The sequence below is a fragment of the Rhizobium sp. 11_C7_N12_5 genome (assembly GCF_051811145.1).
Classification (GTDB): domain Bacteria; phylum Pseudomonadota; class Alphaproteobacteria; order Rhizobiales; family Rhizobiaceae; genus Rhizobium; species Rhizobium lusitanum.
In genome coordinates this window covers 3,425,922-3,446,249 of sequence record NZ_JBPWPY010000001.1, presented here as the reverse complement: position 1 = coordinate 3,446,249, position 20,328 = coordinate 3,425,922, and the positions used below count along the sequence as shown (strand labels likewise).

13 protein-coding genes are annotated in these 20,328 nt (G+C 61.3%); 7 read left to right on the top strand and 6 right to left on the bottom strand.

What is annotated here, in order from left to right:
• The first annotated feature begins 117 nt into the window (after nucleotides 1–117).
• Nucleotides 118–2,076 (top strand): acetate--CoA ligase, encoded by a 1,959-nt coding sequence (gene acs / locus AB8B29_RS16860; protein ID WP_037195645.1) that lies wholly within the window; start codon nucleotides 118–120, stop codon nucleotides 2,074–2,076.
• An 80-nt stretch (nucleotides 2,077–2,156) separates the two neighbouring features.
• Here the strand turns inward: acs and AB8B29_RS16855 are convergent, their stop codons facing one another.
• Together AB8B29_RS16855 and AB8B29_RS16850 are read right to left on the bottom strand one after the other, a co-directional pair.
• Nucleotides 2,157–3,149 carry an alpha/beta hydrolase family protein gene (locus AB8B29_RS16855; RefSeq protein ID WP_037196135.1) on the bottom strand — a complete coding sequence of 331 codons (993 nt, stop codon included), beginning with the start codon at nucleotides 3,147–3,149 and terminating at the stop codon, nucleotides 2,157–2,159.
• An 84-nt stretch (nucleotides 3,150–3,233) separates the two neighbouring features.
• Nucleotides 3,234–3,461 carry a DUF1674 domain-containing protein gene (locus AB8B29_RS16850; protein WP_037196138.1) on the bottom strand — a complete coding sequence of 76 codons (228 nt, stop codon included), beginning with the start codon at nucleotides 3,459–3,461 and terminating at the stop codon, nucleotides 3,234–3,236.
• 108 nt (nucleotides 3,462–3,569) lie between these two features.
• On the opposite strand from AB8B29_RS16850, the gene htpX reads away from it, so the two are divergent.
• The 4 genes from htpX (at nucleotide 3,570) to purH (ending at nucleotide 9,542) form a co-directional block, all read left to right on the top strand.
• Nucleotides 3,570–4,556, top strand: coding sequence for a zinc metalloprotease HtpX (gene htpX / locus AB8B29_RS16845; RefSeq protein WP_037195647.1), 987 nt, complete (start codon nucleotides 3,570–3,572; stop codon nucleotides 4,554–4,556).
• Nucleotides 4,553–5,962: an RsmB/NOP family class I SAM-dependent RNA methyltransferase gene (locus AB8B29_RS16840; RefSeq protein ID WP_047637635.1), complete on the top strand. Its 1,410-nt coding sequence runs from the start codon at nucleotides 4,553–4,555 to the stop codon at nucleotides 5,960–5,962. The genes htpX and AB8B29_RS16840 overlap by 4 nt, the downstream gene beginning before the upstream one ends.
• 149 nt (nucleotides 5,963–6,111) lie before the next feature.
• A complete protein-coding gene (locus AB8B29_RS16835) occupies nucleotides 6,112–7,758 on the top strand; it encodes a heparinase II/III family protein (protein WP_037195652.1) in 1,647 nt (548 codons plus the stop codon).
• Between the two features lie 167 nt (nucleotides 7,759–7,925).
• Nucleotides 7,926–9,542, top strand: coding sequence for a bifunctional phosphoribosylaminoimidazolecarboxamide formyltransferase/IMP cyclohydrolase (gene purH, locus AB8B29_RS16830; RefSeq protein ID WP_037195655.1), 1,617 nt, complete (start codon nucleotides 7,926–7,928; stop codon nucleotides 9,540–9,542).
• A gap of 197 nt (nucleotides 9,543–9,739) precedes the next feature.
• Here purH and AB8B29_RS16825 read toward each other — a convergent pair whose 3' ends face one another.
• On the bottom strand, nucleotides 9,740–11,128 hold the full coding sequence (locus AB8B29_RS16825; protein WP_051963406.1) for an MFS transporter: 1,389 nt from the start codon (nucleotides 11,126–11,128) through the stop codon (nucleotides 9,740–9,742).
• A 50-nt stretch (nucleotides 11,129–11,178) separates the two neighbouring features.
• A complete protein-coding gene (locus tag AB8B29_RS16820; protein ID WP_112440780.1) occupies nucleotides 11,179–15,969 on the bottom strand; it encodes an NAD-glutamate dehydrogenase in 4,791 nt (1,596 codons plus the stop codon).
• 292 nt (nucleotides 15,970–16,261) lie between these two features.
• Between AB8B29_RS16820 and pdxY the strand changes: the two genes are divergently transcribed.
• On the top strand, nucleotides 16,262–17,137 hold the full coding sequence (gene pdxY, locus AB8B29_RS16815; RefSeq protein ID WP_037195661.1) for a pyridoxal kinase PdxY: 876 nt from the start codon (nucleotides 16,262–16,264) through the stop codon (nucleotides 17,135–17,137).
• Nucleotides 17,138–17,210: 73 nt separating this feature from the next.
• On the top strand, nucleotides 17,211–17,852 hold the full coding sequence (locus tag AB8B29_RS16810) for a carbonic anhydrase (RefSeq protein ID WP_037195663.1): 642 nt from the start codon (nucleotides 17,211–17,213) through the stop codon (nucleotides 17,850–17,852).
• 72 nt (nucleotides 17,853–17,924) lie between these two features.
• Here the strand turns inward: AB8B29_RS16810 and AB8B29_RS16805 are convergent, their stop codons facing one another.
• On the bottom strand, nucleotides 17,925–18,746 hold the full coding sequence (locus AB8B29_RS16805) for a lytic murein transglycosylase (protein ID WP_037195665.1): 822 nt from the start codon (nucleotides 18,744–18,746) through the stop codon (nucleotides 17,925–17,927).
• A 288-nt stretch (nucleotides 18,747–19,034) separates the two neighbouring features.
• Nucleotides 19,035–20,069, bottom strand: a complete 1,035-nt coding sequence (locus AB8B29_RS16800) for an aspartate-semialdehyde dehydrogenase (RefSeq protein ID WP_037195667.1) — start codon at nucleotides 20,067–20,069, stop codon at nucleotides 19,035–19,037.
• Nucleotides 20,070–20,328 lie beyond the last annotated feature (259 nt).

Below are 20,328 nucleotides of genomic sequence, written 5' to 3'. Positions count from 1 at the left end.
TTCTTTGAGTATGAAATGCACTTTGTCCAATTGCTGTCGTAGTTTGACCTGCTATTGATTGGGCGGAAAGAGCACCCATAATTGCGACAGGGGGTGCCGGAATTCGAGGAGGAGACTATGTCGGAAAAGATTCACCCGGTGACGAAACCGGTCAAGGCGCGTGCTTTGATCGATAAGGCGAAATACCAGAAATGGTATCAGCAGAGCGTCGAGGATCCCGACAAATTCTGGGGAAAGCATGGCAAGCGCCTCGACTGGTTCAAGCCTTATACCAAGGTCAAGAATACGTCGTTTACCGGCAAGGTCTCGATCAAATGGTTCGAGGACGGCGTGACCAACGTCTCCTACAATTGCATCGACCGGCACCTGAAGAAGCACGGGGACCGCGTCGCTTTCATCTGGGAAGGCGACAATCCCTATATCGACAAGAAGATCACCTATAACGAGCTCTACGAGCAGGTCTGCCGACTGGCGAACGTCTTGAAGAAGCACGGCGTCAAGAAGGGCGATCGCGTCACCATCTATATGCCGATGATCCCGGAAGCGGCTTACGCCATGCTCGCCTGCGCCCGCATCGGCGCGGTGCATTCGGTCGTCTTCGGCGGCTTTTCGCCCGAGGCGCTGGGCGGTCGTATCGTCGATTGCGAATCGACCTTTGTCATTACCTGCGACGAAGGCGTTCGCGGCGGCAAATCCATCCCGCTCAAGGAAAACACCGATAAGGCGATCCAGATCGCGGCCAAGCAGAAAGTTGCGGTCAAGAATGTCCTGGTCGTGCGCCGCACCGGCGGCAAGGTCGCCTGGGAGGCCGACCGCGATCTCTGGTATCACGAGGCTATCGCCAAGGTGAAGGCGGATTGTCCGCCTGCGAAGATGAAGGCGGAAGATCCGCTCTTTATTCTCTATACGTCGGGTTCCACCGGCAAGCCGAAGGGCGTGCTGCACACGACGGGCGGCTATCTCGTCTATGCGGCGATGACGCATGAATATACGTTCGACTATCACCCCGGCGATATCTACTGGTGCACGGCCGATGTCGGCTGGGTGACCGGCCACTCCTATATCGTCTACGGGCCGCTCGCCAACGGGGCGACCTCGCTGATGTTCGAAGGCGTGCCGAATTATCCCGACCAGGGCCGCTTCTGGGATGTCATCGACAAGCACAAGGTCAATATCTTCTACACCGCACCGACGGCGATCCGCTCGCTGATGGGTGCCGGCGATCATTTCGTCAAGCGTTCGTCGCGCTCAAGCCTGCGCCTGCTCGGCACGGTGGGTGAGCCCATCAATCCGGAAGCATGGGAATGGTACTACAAGGTGGTCGGCGACAGCCGCAGCCCGATCGTCGATACCTGGTGGCAGACGGAAACCGGCGGCCATATGATCACGCCGCTTCCGGGCGCGACGGACCTGAAGCCCGGTTCGGCCACCCTGCCCTTTTTCGGCGTCCAGCCGGAGCTGGTCGATAGCGAAGGCAATGTGCTGGAAGGTGCGGCCGACGGCAATCTCGTCATCGCCGACAGCTGGCCCGGCCAGATGCGCACTGTTTATGGTGACCACGAGCGCTTCATCCAGACCTATTTTTCGACTTACAAGGGCAAGTACTTCACGGGTGACGGCTGCCGGCGCGACGAGGACGGCTATTACTGGATCACCGGCCGCGTCGATGACGTGCTCAACGTCTCAGGCCATCGCCTCGGCACGGCCGAGGTCGAATCGGCACTGGTATCGCACAAGCATGTTTCGGAGGCGGCTGTCGTCGGCTATCCGCATTCGATCAAGGGCCAGGGCATCTACTGTTACGTGACGCTGATGGTCGGCCAGGAAGGTTCGGACGCGCTGCGGCAGGAGCTGGTGAAGCACGTTCGCACCGAAATCGGCCCCATCGCCTCGCCGGACAAGATCCAGTTCACCCCCGGCCTGCCGAAAACCCGCTCCGGCAAGATCATGCGCCGCATCCTGCGCAAGATTGCCGAGGACGATTTCGGCGCGCTTGGGGATACGTCGACACTGGCCGATCCGGCTGTCGTTGATGATTTGATCGCCAATAGACAGAACAAGGCCGATGCGGCTTAGGTGAACCCCGCGCTGCTTCGGCTGGTAGGGAGAATGCCTCAGGATTAGACGAGGCTAAATCCTCGTCTAATTTTCAAGGCTCATCCGGAAGCTCTGAAAAAGGTAATCGCGGAGCGAGCGACATGATCGTGTACGCTTCTTCGCTGCAAACCGGAGTCATAAAATATCTCCGGCGACGTCTTTATGCCTTGCGGCGTGGGTTCTGGTAAAAAGGTGTAATGACCTACTCCTCCCTGGAGGATCTCAAGGGAACTGGGTCGGATCTTTTCGTGAAGCCAAACGCAGCATTCGTTCGCGGGAGCGATGGTATCCGCATCGCCTCCTATAATTTGAACCGGCGCATTTATTTGTTCGAGGCTGTCCTCGGCAAAGCCGAGAACCGAGCGGCCAGGCGCAATCGCCAGCCCGTTCACAAATCTTTCGTCCTTGAAGTTTTCCCTTCGCCGATTCCACGACTCCAGAAAAATTCTGTCATGTAGAAGTGAAGGGATATGCTTGGCCAAATCAGGGAATTCCCTTGGGCCTCGCACTGGGCTCTTTCGAGGATTATCAGGTTCAAACTGGGAGTATGCCACGCGTGCTCCCAAGAGCAGCAGCGTCGTATAAGCACCGGCGGAGAAGCCGGCGACGTGGGCGCGGTTCCCGAATGTCGCTCCCAGAACCTCTTTCCAATCATCGGCGTCGAACAATGCGCTTAAATCGCTGGCCCGTTCCCAGAGACACAGGAAGCCTTCGGGCCTATAGGGCTCGGAGCCCGTGTGACCATGATGGTTTATCGCCAGGGCAACAAAGCCGGATTGCGCCAGACGATGCCCAAGCCAGCTCAAGCCGCCCGCGACGCCGCCCGAGCCGTGGGACAACATGACGACCGGCAGCGGATCGGACGTCAGCTTGATCGGCGCATCGTACGCGACGGCTTCCTGCTTAAACCATGATGGCGCCAATGGTGGCGTCTCTATCGCTTCATCGTTGGCCGGGTACCAAACAGACCAAGCGAGTGGCCGGGGGCCTGTACCATCCCAATTTGTTCGGCTCTGATCGAAGGACAGTCCCTGGGAGAAACCTACAGGCATCATTTCCCCTCTGTTTCCCCACGATAGCGGTATCGGCTATTGGGCGTAGTGGCTCCTTCTCATCATGGTGATGAGCAATGTGTCTCAAAAATCAATTGCCCGCCCATTGATCTCCCAATCGCCGAAGCGGGCGGGGTCGGCGCCGCCGCGGCCGCCGATTTCGGGGGGGAGTTCGGCCTGCGCCTGAGCTTCCTGCCCCTTGCGGCGCTCTTCCGCTTCTGCCAGCGCGCGCCTGGCGGCGGGCGAGAGCGGCTTGCGGGTGATTTCACCGGCTTCGGTGTCTAATTTATTGTCGTTATCTGCTGTCTGCATGAGGCGATCGGTCCGGAACCGTTGAAATAGGCGGATGAATAGCCAAATCATAGTGCGTCCGGCCGCAAAGAAAAAGGTTTGGACGACAGATGTGTTGGAGACCCCTCGATGAATCTCATGCGTACCGCCATGCTGCTTGCCTTCATGACCGCCCTGTTCATGGGCGTCGGCTATCTGATCGGCGGTCAATCGGGCATGCTGATCGCATTTGTCGTTGCCGCCGGCATGAACTTCTTTTCCTACTGGAATTCCGACCGGATGGTGCTTTCCACCTATAATGCGCAGGAAGTGGATGAGCGCAGCGCCCCGGAATTCTACCGGATCATCCAGGATCTCGCCCGCAATGCCGGCCTGCCGATGCCGAAGGTCTATCTTTACGACAGTCCGCAGCCGAATGCCTTCGCCACCGGCCGCAACCCGGAAAACGCCGCCGTTGCCGCCTCGACCGGCCTGCTGCATGCGCTGACGCCGGACGAAGTAGCCGGCGTGATGGCGCATGAGCTTGCGCATGTGCAGAACCGCGACACGCTAACCATGACGATCACGGCGACGCTTGCCGGCGCCATTTCCATGCTTGGCAACGTCGCCTTCTTCTTCGGCGGCCGCCGCGACAACAACAATCCGCTCGGCATGATCGGCGTCCTGTTGGCGATGATCGTCGCCCCTCTGGCGGCAATGCTGGTGCAGATGGCGATCAGCCGCACACGCGAATATTCGGCCGATCGCCGTGGCGCCGAAATCTGCGGCAATCCACTGTCGCTGGCCTCGGCGCTTGGCAAGATCGCCCGTGGGGCGGAGCATATCCCGAACGAAGCGGCCGAAGGCCATCCGGCGACGGCGCATATGTTCATCATCAATCCGCTGTCGGGCGAGCGCATGGACAATCTGTTCTCGACGCATCCGAACACGGAAAACCGCATCGCCGCATTGCATGAAATGGCGCGCTATGGTGGCGGCGGCGGCCCTTCGCCCAGGGCGCCGTCCGGCTTTGGCTCGACGGGACCGGTCTTGACTGCTAATCCGGAACGCAAATCGCGCTCCGTACCGAATACGGGTCGCGGTGGTTCGCAACCGCCGAAGGGACCCTGGTCTTGAGTTCTGACAAGAAAAACAAAGCTTTAAACAAGGACGGAAGAGGATCGGGCAAGGGGCCGGCTGAGGCTCGCCAGCATGATTCGGCGCCTGCAAAGCCCGGCTTTGCCGCGCGCGCTGCCGCAACGAAGATTCTGGCTGCCGTCATCGACCGCAAGACACCGCTCGACGGCATGCTGGATGCGGAGGGCGGCAATCCTGCCTACAAGGCGCTCGGCGATAGCGATCGGGCGCTAGTGCGCGCCATCCTGAACAGCGCGCTGCGGCATTTGCCGCGCATCGAAGCGGCGATATCGTCTCTGCTCGATGCGCCGCTGCCGGAAGGCGCTCGCGCCCTGCATCACGTGCTGGTGGTCGGTGCTGCGCAGATGCTCTATCTCGATGTGCCGGATCATTCCGCCGTCGATCTTGCTGTCGAGCAGGCCAATCGCGATCCCCGCAATCGCCGCTTTGCCAAGCTGGTCAACGCCATTCTCCGGCGCATCGGGCGGGAGAAGCAGGTCATTCTAGAACAGGTCGCAAGCGTGCCGGCGATGCCGGCCTGGTTTCTCTCCCGCCTGGAATCTGCCTACGGGGCGCAGGCTGCACTCAAAATTTCGGACACGCAGCTTGAGCCGGCGGCGATCGATCTTACGGTGAAATCCGATGCCGAAGGCTGGGCAAAACGCCTCAATGGCGTGGTGCTGCCGACCGGCGGCGTGCGGCTCGCCGCTTTCGAAGGGTCCATTCCCTCGCTTGAGGGCTTCGAGGAGGGCGAATGGTGGGTGCAGGATGCCGCCGCCAGTATTCCGGCGAAATTGTTCGGCTCGCTCGCCGGCAAGCGGATCGTCGATCTCTGTGCCGCGCCCGGCGGCAAGACGGCGCAGTTGATCCTTGCCGGCGGCAAGGTCACGGCTCTCGACCAATCTGCCAATCGGTTGAAGAGGCTGTCGGCCAATCTCGCGCGTCTCGGGCTGGAAGCGGAGACCGTCGTTGCCGATATGAGCAAATATCAGCCCGACGCGCTTTTCGATGCTGCCCTTCTCGATGCCCCCTGCTCCTCGACGGGAACCACCCGCCGTCATCCCGACGTGCTCTGGACCAAGGGCCCGGAGGATATCGCCAAGCTTGCCGCCTTGCAGGAGCGCCTGCTTCGCCATGCCCTGACGCTGGTCAAGCCCGGCGGCCTAGTGGTCTTCTCCAATTGTTCGCTCGATCCCGAAGAAGGCGAGGATCTGGTCACCCGTCTTCTCGCTGATACTGATAGTGTCGAGCGCGTTCCAATCACGCCCGGCGACTGGCCCGGCCTCGAAGCAGCGATCTCACCTCTCGGCGCTTTCCGCACCACGCCGGACATGCTGCCGCTGACCGGCGGCTTTGCCTCCGGCCTCGACGGATTTTTCGCCGCCATGCTGCGACGCACGCGTTAGTCGCACTCTTATCGCATCTTTCGCGCATCAGTTAAGAATCCGGTAACATGTCCTTAATTGGTATATGTGTAACCTCTTTTTAACTACGGGTAACGAGAGTAAGCAGAAGCGAATATGCAGGTCTGCGGCAGGGTTTTGTGAGTTCATACATGCGGGAAGCATGGCGGCGGATGTCGCGCCGCGCGGCGTTGACGCGATTGCGTCTCACCCGCCACACCATGCGTGTGCCGGAACGCCTGATCGTGGCGCCGACCGACCTGCGCAGCGTCGATCCGTTTTTTGTCGAAGAACTTCTGAACGGCCGCATCCTGCTCGCCGGCCGGGTTCTGGAACTGCAGGGCGCATCGCCCTTTTCCCTGGAGCTGCCGTCGCGGGCCTTCGCCGCGCGTCTGCACAATTTCCGCTGGCTGCGGCATTTGCGGGCAGAGAAGAGCGACCAGGCTTCGGCCTTAGCGCGTTCGATTCTGAGCGATTGGATCGCCGTTCACGGCCGCCGGCTGCATGGCCTTGCCTGGTCGCCTGACATCGCGGCGCAGCGGCTGATCGCCCTGTTGTCGCATTCGCCTGTGCTCCTGCATGGGACGGATAGCGGCTTCTACCGCCGCTTCATGCGCATGCTCGTCTTCCACGTGCGCTATCTGCGCCGAATGGCGTCGACGGCAAGGGACGGCACGACGCGGTTTCGTGTGCGCATCGCGCTGGCCATGTCCTCTGTTGCCATGCCCCATAGCGCCCTTGCGCTGAAGCGCGCCGGTCAGGCGCTCGATCGCGAGATCGACCGGCAGATCCTGCCCGATGGCGGCCATATCTCCCGCAATCCGCGGGTGTCGCTGGAGCTGCTGCTCGATTTGCTGCCGTTGCGCCAGACCTATGTCAATCTCGGCCATGACGTGCCGATCCGCCTCATTCCCGGCATAGATCGCATGTATCCGGCGCTTCGCTTCTTTCGCCATCAGGACGGCGATCTGGCGCTCTTCAACGGAGCGACGTCGACGCTTGCCAACGAACTGATGTCGGTCCTGCGCTATGACGAGACGGCCGGTCAGGCGTTCAAGGCGCTGCCGCACACGAAATATCATCGGCTGGCAGCCGGCCAGGCCGTCGTCATCGTCGATGTCGGCGCTCCCGCATCGGTCGATCTCAGCCGCACGGCGCATGCGGGCTGCCTCTCCTTCGAAATGTCGTCGGGCAAGAGCCGCTTCATCATCAATTCCGGTTCGCCGGAATTCGCCGGCGAGCGCTACGCACAGGCCGCGCGGGCGACCGCTGCGCATTCGACCGTCACCCTCAACGATACCTCGTCGAGCCTGTTCTCCAAGTCGAAATCGCTGGGGCCGATCATGGTCGGCGGCGTGAAGAAGGTCATCGTCGAGCGCGCGGAGACGGAAGATGGGCGCGATTATGTCCGGGCTGCGCATGACGGCTATCTCTCTACCTTCGGCTATGTTCACGAGCGCGAGCTGAGCCTCAATGCTAGCGGCACGATTCTCGCGGGACGCGACCGCTTCCTCGTGCCGGAAGGCAGGAAACAGGCGCCGAAAGGCGAAGGTATCGCGTCGGCCCGCTTCCATATCCATCCCTCGATCAGCCTTTTGCAGACCGAGACGGATAGCGCGCTGCTGATCGCGCCTGACGGCGAGACCTGGGTCTTCTCCTCGCCGGGTAACGAGGTGCTGGTGGCGGAGGATATCTTTTTCGCCGACCCTTCCGGTATGCGCTCCTCCGATCAGCTCGAGATCGTTTTCCAGATCACCGAAAAGCCGGAAATCCGCTGGTTTTTATCCCATCGGCCATAGGCTAACCGCGCCAGCTATGCTAACGGGGCGGCATTATCGTCCCGCGCCCTTTCCGCCGGACATCTCCTCATGCCAGAGCGTTTTCGCTCTGTTTTTGTTATCTCGCAATTCCGGACGGAAAACTGCTGCGCCCTTTTCCTGGAATTGCTTCAGACCGGAGAAAGCCCATGGCCGTCGTTTCCAAGAAAATCCCTGCCCCTGACAAAGTGAAGGTGAAGACCGCGCTTCTGTCCGTCTTCGACAAGACCGGCATCGTCGAGCTGGCCCGCGCGCTCAGCGAACAGGGCGTGCGGCTGCTGTCGACCGGTGGCACGCACAAGGCGATTGCTGCGGCAGGCCTTGCCGTCACCGATGTCTCGGAGGTCACGGAGTTCCCGGAGATCATGGACGGCCGCGTCAAGACGCTGCATCCGAAGGTGCATGGCGGCCTGCTCGCCATCCGTGACGATGCCGAGCACCAGGCTGCGATGAAGGAGCACGGCATCGAAGGCATCGACCTTGCCGTCATCAATCTTTATCCCTTCGAGGACGTGCGCAAGGCTGGCGGCGACTATCCGACGACGGTGGAGAATATCGACATCGGCGGCCCGGCGATGATCCGCGCCTCCGCCAAGAACCACGCCTATGTGACGACGCTGACCGATCCGGCGGATTATGCCGAGCTGCTGGCGCAGCTTTCCGCCGATGCCGGCCAGACCACCTACGATTTCCGCAAGCGCATGGCCGCCAAGGCTTTTGCCCGCACTGCCGCCTATGACGCGATGATCTCCAACTGGTTTGCCGAAGCGCTCGATATCGCCACGCCGCGCCACCGCGTCATCGGCGGCGTGCTGCGCGAGGAGATGCGCTATGGCGAAAACCCGCATCAGAAGGCGGCCTTCTACGTCACCGGCGAAAACCGTCCCGGCGTTTCCACGGCAACGCTGCTCCAGGGCAAGCAGCTTTCCTACAACAATATCAACGACACCGATGCCGCCTACGAACTTGTGGCCGAGTTCCTGCCGGAAAAAGGTCCGGCCTGCGCGATCATCAAGCATGCCAATCCCTGCGGCGTCGCCACCGGCCCGAGCCTGGTCGAAGCCTATAAGCGGGCTCTCGCCTGTGATTCCGTTTCGGCCTTCGGCGGCATCATCGCGCTGAACAGCCTGCTCGATGCGGAAACGGCGGAAGAGATCGTCAAGCTCTTCACTGAAGTCATCATCGCACCGGCGGTCAGCGAGGAAGCCAAGGCGATCATCGCCCGCAAGCCCAACCTCCGCCTGCTGTCGGTCGGCGCTCTGCCCGATCCGCGCGCAGCCGGCCTGACCGCCAAGACCGTCTCCGGCGGCCTCCTGGTCCAGAACCGCGACAATGCCTTGGTCGAGGACATGGAGCTGAAGGTGGTCACCAAGCGCGCGCCGACGGCGCAGGAGCTTGAGGACATGAAATTCGCCTTCCGTGTGGCCAAGCACGTGAAGTCGAATGCCGTCGTTTACGCCAAGGACGGCCAGACGGCCGGTATCGGCGCGGGACAGATGAGCCGCGTCGACTCCGCCCGCATTGCCGCGATCAAGGCGGAAGAAGCGGCCAAGGCGATGGGGCTAGCCGAACCGCTGACGCGCGGTTCCGCCGTGGCCTCCGAAGCCTTCCTGCCATTTGCCGACGGCCTGCTGTCGGCGATTGCCGCCGGCGCCACCGCCGTCATCCAGCCGGGCGGCTCGATGCGCGATCAGGAAGTCATTGACGCCGCCAATGAGCATAATGTCGCGATGGTCTTCACCGGCATCCGCCATTTCCGCCATTGATGGCTTTACCCTCGCCCCAGCGGGGAGAGGGTCGCGCGCAGCGCGGGGTGAGGGGCGTTGCCGGAAGTTATATATTGTTCGCAACGATATAGGCTGGTTCCGAATACGCCGGGGGACCCCCTCATCCGCCCTTCGGGCACCTTCTCCCCGCTGGGGAGAAGGGTATGAGCATATCCCTCAGCGAAATGGGAATATCCCTATTTCGCCTTGTCAGCCGGATAGGGCGTCGGCAGCAGAAGCAGCAGGCCGCCGGCGAGGAAGATGACCAGCGTCGCCATGCCGAGCCGCGCCGAGCCGCTCCAATAGGTCACCAGAGAGAAGAACAGCGTCGCCATGAAGCTGGTGGCGCGGCCTGAGAGTGCGTAGATGCCGAAATAGCGGCCGGCCTCGGCAAGGCTGACGCTGCGCGCCAGATAGGAGCGTGACGAGGCCTGCACCGGGCCGAAGGCGATGCCGATGAGCAGGCCATAGCCGATATAGGCCTTTTCCGCCGCCGTGCCGAACAGGCTGCCGGTGCTGACGGTCGAGAGCGGAACGAGACCGAAGAGCGTGAAGCCAGGCCCGGTCGAGATGATGCCGAAGGTCGCGACGAGCAGCAGCGTCAGGCTGATGACGACAGTCGTTTTCGAGCCCAGCCAGCGGTCCACATAGCTGGCCGCAAAGCAGCCGAAAATGGCGATGACGTTGAGGATGATACCGTAGATGCCGATCTCGATCGTCGCCCAGCCGAACATGCCGGCCGCAAAGGTGCCGCCGAGGATCAGCAGGCCGTTGACGCCATCCTGATAGACCATGCGCGCGACGAGGAAGAGGCTGATGCCGCGCCGGCGCTTCAACTCGCCGAGCGTCGTTCTGAGCTCCCGCAGGCCCGAGCGAACTGCGGTTCGAAGCGGCAGGCCGCGTGCGGCATCGGGCGTGAAGAAGAACATCGGCAGGATGAAGAGGAAGTACCACACGGCGGAAATCGGACCGGTGACGCGCGCATCCTCGCCGAGCGTTGCGTCGAGGCCGAAGAGCGGCATCAGGCCGAAGATGGTCTTGCCGGTTTGCGGATTGCCGGCGAGCAGGGCGACGACGGTGATCAGCACGATCATGCCGCCGAGATAGCCGAGACCCCAGGCGGCATTCGACAGCTTGCCGATATCGTCCTTGCCGACCAGCCTCGGCATCATCGAATCGTTGAAGACGATCGAGAATTCGGCCGAGATCGAGGCGAGGATCATGAAGATGACGGGATAGATCACCGGCGAGCCCGGTGCTGCACCCCAGAGACAGAAGAGGCTGGCGATCTTGATGACGGCGAAGAAGGCGATCCAGGGTTTGCGCGCGCCCGATTGATCGGCGATCGAACCGAGGACCGGCGACAGGAGGGCGATGATCACCGAGGAGATCGTCGCCATATTGCTCCATGTCGTCTGCGCCGAGACCGGATCGGCCGTCAGCCGCGCGACGAAATAGGGGCCGAAGATGAAGGTGGTGACGACGGTGAAGAACGGCTGTGCCGCCCAGTCGAAGAACATCCAGCCCCAAATGCCGCGTGCCGGCACTTTTGCCGGCACGTCGTCGCCAATCCCGGTCGTCACCAAATCCAGCCCCTGATTCCCTCACCCGCCTGCCGGGGTCGGGGCGGACTGTGTCACCTTGCCCGGCCGTTCGCAAGATCGCTCAGCAGGCCTGCGGCAACGGTGATTCGCGCGAGGTTGGGATCACCGCTTTCGCTCAGGCTGCCAAGCTCTTCGGCGATGCGGTTGATGCGGATGCGATCTTCCGCATGCCACGCCTGGATCGGCTGTTTGTCCTTCGGATGGTTTGCCAGGGCCGAGATGACGATATCGCGACGGGCGCCGGCGATCTGGTCGAGGCTGCGGGCCAGGGCAAGGCTTTCATAGTGATCGCCCGTGACGATCCGGCTGCCGGCAAGCAGCAGGCGGCCGACGCGGAAGGTCTGCGACACGGTGAAGTAGCTTTCGGCGGCGCGGTTCAGCGTGTCACCGGTGCGCTCGGCGATCTGCATGATCTCCGGAACGAGGACGAGCGCATAAATCGTGGCGATTTCCGAAGCCAGCTTTTCCGGCAGGCCGGCAGCCTGGTATTCCGCCTCGCGGGCGGCAATCTCGGCTGCGAAATCGGCCGGGATATGGCTGAGGAAGACCGGCCGCAGCTTTTTCAGCGCTGCTTGAAGCCGGCTAACCGTCTCCTCGATGTCGCCCTTGGCTGCGCCGGTTTTCAGAAGCAGGCGGGTGAGCACCGTATAGACCTCGGTGATCTCGCCATAGACGCGGTTCTGCATCTGGCCACCAACCTTGCCGTCAAGCGCGTCCGTCTCGTTCCAGAGGCGATCGAGATCGAAGCCGTCGCGGGCGACCACGGCCGCTTTGACGACTTCGGCTGCCGATGCCGCCGTCGCGTCCATCATGCTCACAGCAAAGCCCGGACCGCCGCGATTGATCGCCTCGTTGGCGAGCGCCGTCGCGATGATCTCGCGGCGCAGCCGGTGGCTGTCGATATCGGTGGCGTTCGAACGCTGCATCTTGGCTGGGAAATAGCGGCTGAGGGTCGCGGCGAAATAGGGATCGTCAGGCAGATTGCTGGCAATAAGCGCGTCGAAGAGGACGATCTTGGCATAGGAGAGCAGCACGCCGATTTCAGCGCGCGTCAGCGGACGCCCGTTGGCATAACGCTCGGCGAAGGTCTGATCGTCGGGCAGCGTCTCGACCTTGCGGTTGAGCTGCTTGGCCGTTTCCAGCACGCTCATAAAGCGGCTGAGTTCCAGGCCGTTGCCGGTGCCCTTGCGCTCCGTCAGCGAGATCGCCAGGGATTGCAGATAGTTGTTCCGCAATACCAGAGTCCCGACTTCGTCGGTCATCGATGCCAGCAGGATATCGCGTTTGGCACGCGTCAGGCGGCCGTCATGCATGGCATTGGCGAGCGCGATCTTGATGTTGACCTCGACGTCCGAGGTGTTGACGCCGGCCGAATTGTCGATGGCGTCGGAGTTGCAGCGTCCGCCCTTGAGGCCATAGGCGATGCGACCCTTCTGGGTGACGCCGAGATTGGCGCCCTCGCCGATCACCCTGGCGCGAACCTCTTCGGCGGTGATGCGGATCGGATCGTTGGCACGGTCGCCGACATCCGAATCCGTTTCCGACGGCGCCTTGACATAGGTGCCGATGCCGCCGAACCAAAGCAGGTCGACGGGAGCCCTAAGGATCGCCGTCATGATCTCGAAGGGCGTGGCGACCGATTTGTCGATGCCGATGGCAGCGACTGCTTCCGGCGTCAGCGTCACCGACTTTGCCAAGCGCGAAATGATCATCGCACCCTTCGACAGGACCGACTTGTCGAAATCCTGCCAGCTGGAGCGCGGCAGGTCGAAGAGGCGCTGACGTTCGGCAAGCGTCCTTTCCATGTCCGGATCGGGATCGATGAAGATGTCGCGATGGTCGAAGGCGGCCAGAAGGCGGATCTTCGGCGAGAGCAGCATGCCATTGCCGAAGACGTCGCCGGACATGTCGCCGACGCCGACGACGTTAAAGGGCGTCGTCTGGATATCGATATCCATCTCGCGGAAATGCCGCTTCACGGTTTCCCAGGCGCCGCGGGCGGTGATGCCCATCTTCTTGTGGTCGTAGCCGGCCGAGCCGCCGGAAGCGAAGGCGTCGTCCAGCCAGAAGCCGGCTTCCTGCGCCAGTGCATTGGCAGTGTCGGAGAAAGTGGCCGTGCCCTTGTCGGCGGCAACGACGAAATAAGGATCATCGCCATCGAGCCGCACGGTATCGGCCGGCGGTACGATATCGGCGCCGGAGATATTGTCGGTGATCGACAGCAGCGTGCGGATGTAGGTCTTGTAGGCTTCGCGGCCGGTATTGAAGATCTCGTCGCGGCTGCCGCCGACGGGGAGTTTCTTCGGATAGAAGCCGCCCTTGGCGCCGACGGGCACGATGACGGCGTTCTTGACCTGCTGCGCCTTCACCAGGCCGAGCACTTCGGTGCGATAGTCCTCGGCGCGATCGGACCAGCGCAGGCCGCCACGCGCCACTTTGCCGAAGCGCAGATGCACACCTTCCACCTCGACGCCGTAGACGAAGATTTCGCGGAAGGGACGCGGCTCGGGCAGGCCGTCGAGAAGCTTCGGATCGAGCTTGAAGGCGAGCATCGCCTTCGGCGTACCGTCGGCACTCCTCTGGAAATAGTTGGTGCGCAGCGTCGCATCGATGGCGTTGACGTAGCGGCGGAGAATCCGGTCGTCATCGAGGCTTGGAACGTCGGCGAGCTCGGTTTCGATGGCGGCGTGCAGCTCGACAAGCTTCTTCGTACGGCTCTTATCGTTGAGCTTCGGATCGAGCGTGTCGTGGAACAGGCGGAAGAGCGATCCTGCAATGCGCGGATACTTGTCCAGCGTCGCGGCGATATAGTCCTGCGAATAGGCGATGCCGGCCTGGCGAAGGTAGCGCGAGTAAGCCCGCAGCACATTGGTTTCGCGAGCGGAGAGATCGGCCGAAACGATCAGCCGGTTGAAGGCGTCATTGTCGATCGTGCCGCTGAAGGCGGCGAGGAAGGCTTCCTCCAGCGCGGCACCATGGCGGGCGAGATCGATCGTCAGGCCACCACGAGCCTCGAGTTCCATGTCATGAAGCACGACATGACCCGCCCCGCCATCCTTGGCCGTGACATAGATATCGAAGGTCCGCTCGCTGATGACGTTGAAACCGAGATTTTCCAACAGCGGCACGCGGCGCGACAGCGCCAGATTGCCTCGCCCGTGGAAGATCTTCAGCGAAAGGATGTCGCCTGCCTCGTCCTTGCGGACATAGAAGCCGATGCGGATCGGCTCGGCGCCGGCCGTTGCCGTAATATTGGGCAGATCAGCAAAGGCGTCTTCCGGCGAGAAGGCTTCCTGGAAAGCCTGGCTGACGGATATGCGCGGCGCTTTCGGGCCGGCGAGCATGACGAAACGCTCGTCCCAGCGGGCGGTTATGGCGCGGATCGCTTCTTCCAGCTTGGCTTGCGGAATATGCGGCGTCTTGCCGGCGCTGCGGCCGATGATGAAATGCACGCGCGCCACGCCGCCTTCCGGGAAGGCCGGGTAATAGGCAGAGACGCGGCCGTCATAGACGGTTTTCAGATAATTGCCGATCTTTTCACGGACGACGGAATCATATTCTTCGCGCGGCACATAGACGATGACGGAGACGAACCGATCGAAATGGTCGATGCGTGGCAGCGCCCGCACGCGCGGCCGGTCGGCCAGATCGTTGATCTGTTCGGCGAAGCTTGCGAGCAGCGTCGTATCGATCTGGAAGAGGTCGTCGCGAGGATAGGATTCCAGCGTATTTTCCAGCATGCGGCCGGAATGGCTTGTGGGGTCGAAGCCGAAATGATCCTTGACCTTCTGCACCTTCGAGCGCAGCAGCGGCACTTCGGTGGCAGCGCTGGTGTAGGCCGTCGAGGTGTAAAGGCCGACGATACGCAGCTCGCCGGTGACATTGCCGTCGCTGTCGAAGCGCTTGACGCCGACATAGTCCATATAGGCGCGGCGATGGACGACCGACTTGACGTTGGCCTTGGTGACGATCAGGAAATCCGGCCCGTCGAGGAAGGCGAGGATTTCCGGCGTCGTGGTGACGGCGTCCTTACCCTGGCGCAGCACGCGGACATCCGGATTGGAAAGAATGCCGAGGCCGGCGCCGCGATCGCGCTCGACCTTGGCGTCGGCGCCCTTGCCGGAATAGACATATTCGCGCATGCCGAGGAAGGTGAAATTGCCGTCGCGCAACCAGGCAAGGAAGGCAAGAGCCTCGTCGCGATCGCCCTTGCGGCGTCCCGCGGCCTCATATGTGGAGAGTTCCGAAATGACGATATCGAGGCGCGCCAGCATCGGCTTCCAGTCGGAAACGGTGAGATGCGTCTGATCGAGCGCGGCCTGCAGCCGCTTGATGAGATCCGTTGCCTGCGCTGCCGTCAATGGCGACAGATGAAGCTGGATATGGCTGACGCGATGGGCGGGATTGCTTAACTGATCGGCGGAATAGAGACTGGGCTGCTTGCCCTCCTCGATGACCAGGATCGGGTGCACGGCCATGTAGAGATCGCGGTAGGTGCTGCTCACCTCGCCCATGATCGATTCGTAGAGGAAGGGCATGTTGTGGTCGGTGATCGAGAGGATCGACACCGCGACGCCATCAGGCTCGATATTGGCGACCTGTTCGATGTTGACGCGCGGAGACGTGCCGTTCCAAGCTGCCAACTCTCGCGCGGCGTGCACCGCAGCATGGGCCAGCATTTCCGGACTGTAATGCTCCATGTCGTCATTGCTTGCCCGGCCGAACAGGATTTCGGGATCGAGATGCGCCTTGCCCGTCGTGGCCGCGATCTTGCGTACCGCTTCGAGCTGCTTTTCCCGTTTCGGATTGGTCCTGGACGCCATGAAATTCCTCCCGATTTTCGAAATTTGACCACAGTAGCAGAAGGTTTAGCGAAAAAACTGGCAAAATGAATGCAAATTAGATTGCTTTTCGACCGATTTGGCCGCGAATTTTTAGAAATCTTGCCGAAAGGTGGATCTCGCCCCAAAGCAGATGGCGTTGACGTGAAATTGCCGAACCCGGCTATTCAACAGAGGTTTTCATGAGTTTGTGAAGCGCGGTTGACAGAGTGGCGCGAAAGGGATCATCAACGGCGCCATTGCAGTTTGAAGCCCTGAACTGGAAGTTATTATCATGTCGCAAATATCGGCCGGCGCCGTTATCGTCATCTCCAGCCATGTCGTCAGAGGTTCCGTCGGCAATCGTGCCGCGGTCTTTGCGCTGGAAACGCTCGGCCATCCGGTCTGGGCGCTGCCGACCATCGTCCTGCCATGGCATCCGGGCCACGGTCGTTCGACGCGATTGACCTTCAACGAGGCGGATTTCGACCGTGCGATCGACGATCTGATCGCCGCGCCGTGGCTGCCTGAGGTGAAGGCTGTCCTGTCGGGATATTTCGGCAATGCAGCGCAGGTGCATTCCGTTGCCCGGCTGGTGGCGGCCTTGCGGGAGAAGAACCCCGATCTCCTCTATGCCTGCGATCCGGTCATCGGCGATGCCGGCGGGCTCTATGTGCCCGAAGCGACGGCGGAGGCGATCCGCGATCATCTGATCCCGCTGGCGTCGCTGGCAACGCCAAACCGCTACGAGCTTGCCTGGCTCGCCGGCGCGCCGCTCGAAGACAACAATGCCATCATGGAGGCCGCACTCGCCCTCGGGCCGTCGCGCATGCTGGTGACGTCGGCGGTGCCGATGATGGCTGGCGGTATCGGAAATCTCTATCTTAGCGGCCGCAGCGCCTTGCTTGCAGAGCATCGCAGCATCGAGAATGCTCCGAACGGGCTCGGCGACCTGCTGTCCGCCTTGTTCTTGTCCCGCCTTGTGTCCGGGATGGACGAGGAACGGGCGCTGCAGCTTGCCACGGCCAGCGTTTATGAAGTGCTGGCGCGCGCCGTCAAGCGCGGCAGCGACGAGTTGACGCTCGCCGCGGATGCGGCCAGCCTATCGACGCCGATGGCGATGGTACAGCTGCGGCACCTCATGCATCCGGCGCAGCGGCGGAAAAAATAGCAGCCGGGAATGCCGGGCGCTTTTTGCAGCGCAATAGTTGCCATCGGCCGATGTGCGCTGTAATTCAATATCCATGCAAAGCTTTCCCGACACCCTTTTGAACGGCTATCGCAATTTCATGAGTGGGCGTTACGTCGATGAGCGCGAGCGCTATCGCACGCTCGCCGATCTCGGCCAGAACCCGTCGACGCTTGTGATTGCCTGTTGCGACTCCCGCTCGGCACCGGAGATCATCTTCGATGCCGGCCCGGGAGAACTCTTCGTCATCCGCAACGTCGCCAACATGGTGCCGCCCTATGAGCCTGATGGTAATTTCCATTCGACCTCGTCGGCGCTCGAATTCGCGGTTCTGTCGCTCAAAGTCTCCGATATCGTCGTGATGGGTCACGGCCGTTGCGGCGGTATTCGCGCGGCACTGGATCCGAACGCCGAGCCGCTTTCGCCCGGTGATTTCATCGGTAGGTGGATGGGGCTGCTGAAGCCGGCCGCCGAACAGATCCAGAGCAACGACATCATGACGCCGGCGGAGCGTCAGACGGCGCTGGAGCGCATCTCGATCCGCAATTCGCTCGACAATCTGCGCAGCTTTCCGGAGATCAAGGCGCGGGAAGAAGAAGGCAAGCTGAGCCTGCATGGCGCATGGTTCGATATTTCCACAGGGGAATTGTGGGTCATGGACCCTGAAACCCGGGATTTCATCCGGCCTGATGTCTAGGAGCTAAAATTAGCTCAAATAAAAAGCGCTGTGAACCATCCGGTCGCAGCGCTTTTTTCGTTTTGATCCAGCTTATCTGCCGTCGATCTGCTGACCAATATAGGCGATTGCCTGCTGATAGACCTTTGCGTCGTTCCAGCCGGCAATGGCTGAGAAGTTCGGTTCGCCAGGCTGGTAGCCGGCGCCGGGTTGCCAGCCATGACCGCGCAGGAAGTTCGCCGTCGAAGCAAGCGCGTCTGCGCGCGATCCCACAAGGTCGACCCTGCCATCGCCATCTTCATCGACGCCGAAGGCAACGACGTTTTTCGGCATGAACTGCGTCTGACCGATTTCGCCGTGCGCAGCGCCACGGGCCGACGGGCTGAGGTAGCCCTCGCCGACAAGCTTGAGGGCAGAGTAGAGCTGCTCGGTGAAGAATGCGGAACGGCGGCAATCATAGGCAAGGGTCGAGACGGCCGAGAGCGTATGCTGATCGCCCATGAAGCCGCCGAAGCCGGTTTCCATACCCCAGATGGCGATAATCGGGCCTGGGGGCACGCCGAAGCGCTTCTCGATCTTGGAGAAGAGCGCGGCATTGGCCTGCTTCATGCTCTTGCCGCGATTGATGATCGACTGGCCGCCGCGCTTCTTCATGAATTCCTCGAAGGAAAGCTTGAAGCTCTTCTGGCCGCGATCGGCCCGGATGGTGGGCTGATTGTAATGGACGTTGGCGAAGGCCCGATCGAGGACCGACGGGCTGACGCCCTGTCCTTGCGCTTCCCGCTTGAATTCCTGCACCCAGTTCTCGAAGCCGGCGGAAGTGTTGCCACAGGATGCCGCATTCGCGGCAATCGGCGTCGCCAGCAACAACCCGCCCGCCACGAGAGTTGCCATTCCAGACTTTGTGATGCGCATTCAGTTTCCCCGAATTCTTACCGCGCCGCAAACGCGGTAACCGTTTTTGAATGGCGCATAAGCCCTCCAATCCGGGCTCGTGCGCGGTCTAGTCTTCACTGGACCATGCCAGCATCCGACCGTCCTGTCATTATCACATTTTAGCGACCGATGTTTTCGCTTCACGGGAAGCATCGCCGCCAAAGGCATTTGCAAAAGCCCCGCCTTTCGGTCCGAAATGGCGAGGCTTCCATTTTAATCCTGCTTAGCTGGCGAAGATTTATAAACCGTAAATTGGTTTAGGAATGCTTATGCAGCCTGCTTACGTGGCTTGATCAGGCCGCGGTTGATGAGCAGTTCGGCAATCTGAATGGCGTTCAGTGCCGCGCCCTTGCGCAGGTTGTCGGAAACGACCCAGATGTTGAGGCCGTTTTCGACGGTGGCATCCTCGCGGATGCGCGAAATATAGGTCGCGTCTTCACCGGCGCACTCGTAAGGCGTGATATAGCCACCGTTTTCGTGCTTGTCGATGACGAGGCAACCTGGCGCCTCGCGCAGGATATCGCGAGCCTGATCGGCTGATATCTCGTTTTCGAACTCGATATTGACCGATTCAGAATGACCGATGAAAACCGGCACCCGGACAGCTGTGCAGGTGACCTTGATTTTCGGATCGAGCATCTTCTTGGTTTCGGCCAGCACCTTCCATTCTTCCTTGGTGTAGCCGTCTTCCATGAAGACGTCGATGTGCGGAATGACGTTGAAGGCGATGCGCTTGGTGAACTTCTTGTTCTCGATCGGGTCGGCGACGAAGACGGCGCGGGTCTGGTTGAACAGCTCGTCCATGCCGTCCTTGCCGGCGCCGGAAACGGACTGGTAGGTCGAGACCACGACGCGCTTGATCTTGGCGAAATCATGCAGCGGCTTCAGCGCAACGACGAGCTGCGCGGTCGAGCAGTTCGGATTGGCGATGATGTTGCGCTTGGTGAACTGCGTGATGGCATCCGGGTTCACTTCCGGCACGATCAGCGGCACGTCGGCGTCGTAGCGCCATGCGGACGAGTTGTCGATGACGACGCAGCCCTGGGCGCCGATCTTCGGCGAGTACTTCTTCGAGACATCGCCTCCGGCCGACATAAGGCAAATGTCGGTGTTGGAGAAATCGTAGTTCTCCAGGTTGGAAACCTTCAGCGTCCGGTCGCCGAAGGAAACTTCGGTTCCCTGCGAGCGGGCCGACGCGAGCGCCACGACCTCATCGGCCGGAAAACCGCGTTCGGACAGGATATTGAGCATTTCGCGGCCGACATTCCCGGTCGCGCCCGCTACTGCAACTTTGAAACCCATTTCTCAAGCTCTCTTTCTCTTCTCTCCTCTTTGGCGAGGGGGGAACTGCGGCCATGACGACCGGTTCCTGTCCCCGACCGAGCCGGGGAGAGAGCGGCAGGCCAGAGACGTCAGACGGTTTTCGTCGTCGTTTTGGCCTTGGTTTTGGAAGAAACCGGAAAATAGACATCCAGCCCGGCATATTCCGCCAGGTGACTGAAGCCGTCGATCTGCTCGAAGCGAACCATGGAAGTCTTCCTTTTCCGTCGCCGGTTCTAAG

What these genes read in the sequence shown, in the direction of transcription:
- AB8B29_RS16800 (WP_037195667.1), bottom strand. Translation starts at nt 20,069, where the DNA reads ATGGGTTTCAAAGTTGCAGTAGCGGGCGCGACCGGGAATGTCGGCCGC.
- AB8B29_RS16820 (WP_112440780.1), bottom strand. Translation starts at nt 15,969, where the DNA reads ATGGCGTCCAGGACCAATCCGAAACGGGAAAAGCAGCTCGAAGCGGTA.
- AB8B29_RS16835 (WP_037195652.1), top strand. Translation starts at nt 6,112, where the DNA reads ATGCGGGAAGCATGGCGGCGGATGTCGCGCCGCGCGGCGTTGACGCGA.
- AB8B29_RS16855 (WP_037196135.1), bottom strand. Translation starts at nt 3,149, where the DNA reads ATGCCTGTAGGTTTCTCCCAGGGACTGTCCTTCGATCAGAGCCGAACA.
- AB8B29_RS16810 (WP_037195663.1), top strand. Translation starts at nt 17,211, where the DNA reads ATGCAAAGCTTTCCCGACACCCTTTTGAACGGCTATCGCAATTTCATG.
- pdxY (WP_037195661.1), top strand. Translation starts at nt 16,262, where the DNA reads ATGTCGCAAATATCGGCCGGCGCCGTTATCGTCATCTCCAGCCATGTC.
- AB8B29_RS16850 (WP_037196138.1), bottom strand. Translation starts at nt 3,461, where the DNA reads ATGCAGACAGCAGATAACGACAATAAATTAGACACCGAAGCCGGTGAA.
- purH (WP_037195655.1), top strand. Translation starts at nt 7,926, where the DNA reads ATGGCCGTCGTTTCCAAGAAAATCCCTGCCCCTGACAAAGTGAAGGTG.
- AB8B29_RS16805 (WP_037195665.1), bottom strand. Translation starts at nt 18,746, where the DNA reads ATGCGCATCACAAAGTCTGGAATGGCAACTCTCGTGGCGGGCGGGTTG.
- acs (WP_037195645.1), top strand. Translation starts at nt 118, where the DNA reads ATGTCGGAAAAGATTCACCCGGTGACGAAACCGGTCAAGGCGCGTGCT.
- htpX (WP_037195647.1), top strand. Translation starts at nt 3,570, where the DNA reads ATGAATCTCATGCGTACCGCCATGCTGCTTGCCTTCATGACCGCCCTG.